Source organism: Arthrobacter psychrolactophilus (assembly GCF_003219795.1).
Lineage (GTDB): Bacteria > Actinomycetota > Actinomycetes > Actinomycetales > Micrococcaceae > Specibacter > Specibacter psychrolactophilus.
In genome coordinates, this window is sequence record NZ_QJVC01000047.1 from 1 (window position 1) to 1,136 (window position 1,136).

Annotated in this window: 1 protein-coding gene; it reads left to right on the top strand. The window is 57.2% G+C overall.

Features of this window, described 5'->3' with window-relative positions; genetic code table 11:
- Positions 1 to 168 precede the first annotated feature (168 nt).
- Positions 169 to 1,136 (top strand): DNA-binding protein (locus CVS30_RS17670; protein ID WP_110486864.1); only part of this gene is annotated, 968 nt, incomplete at its 3' end.

Sequence of the window (1,136 nt, forward strand, 5' to 3'; positions counted from 1 at the left end):
ATACGTTCCGTATGATATCCAATACGAATTTGTTGTTTTAGATGCGTAAGTGTATGCTCCACTCTAAGACCAGCCCCCTCCCTGTGAGGAGCGGCCAAGGCACGTACTGGCCCCTCGCCGAGGTCGCCGGCTCCCAGTCTCCCGACCTTATCTCCAAGGATACGCCTCATGGCCAACACCGGACTCTCATCTGACAAAAGGCTGAGCACCAGAGATCTTGTCCACCTTTACGCGAGAGAGCTGCTTGATGCGGGTCGCGAGGTTCGCCAGGCGGAAATTCGCGAGTGCATATACATTCACCATGACCTCAAAGCCTCGCCCAATCTGGTGAACGAGGAAATCAAAAGGTTCTGGAGTGAGACCGGCCCTATTCTGAGCGCCAGGCTGCGAAGACCTGGTGTTCCAAACGCAGTGTGCGAAAAGCTTGATGAGATCTGGGATGTCGCTCTAAAGGCGGCCGATGAGACTCATGCGGTTGAGCGCAAAGCGCTTGAGACGGCGACAGCGGCTGCCGTTGATGCCGCCAAGGCGGCGCAGGACAATGAGCGGGCAGCTACTGCTAGCCTTGAATCCCAGAGCAGAGAGCTCTCTGGCCTCATCGCGGACAAGGAGCGGTTGACCGATCAGCTGGATCAGTCGAGTGCTGATATTCGGCAACTTCAAGCTGAGGTCGCAGATCTCAACAAGAGACTCACTGCCGCAAGTCAGGCTCATGGTGAGGAAATCAAGCGCCTGCAGGATGTGCACAGTGGCGTAGTTGAGCGTGCCCAGGACATGCATCGCGGAGAGCTTGAGCGCCTTCAGCAGCAGCTCCAATTAGCAAACGATGCGACTGAGTCTGCGCGTGCGAAGGCCGAGACTGCGCGGATTGCCGCGGAGGAGCACCTTGAGAGAACCGAAAACCACCTGATGATGGAGACCGCCAGGGTTCGGGATGAAGAGAGAGGCAAAACAGAGAAGGTCGCCAAGGAGCTGCAGCAAGCTTTGACGCTCATCGATCAGCTGCGGATCCAGCGCTCGAAGGCCACTGACGATGCCGCTGAAACCCGCGGTCGGCTGGAGGTTACCCAGCAGAACCTGAGCGCTCTAGAAGCACAGAACAAGGAGCTGCGTGAACTGAACAGAACCCTACAGGC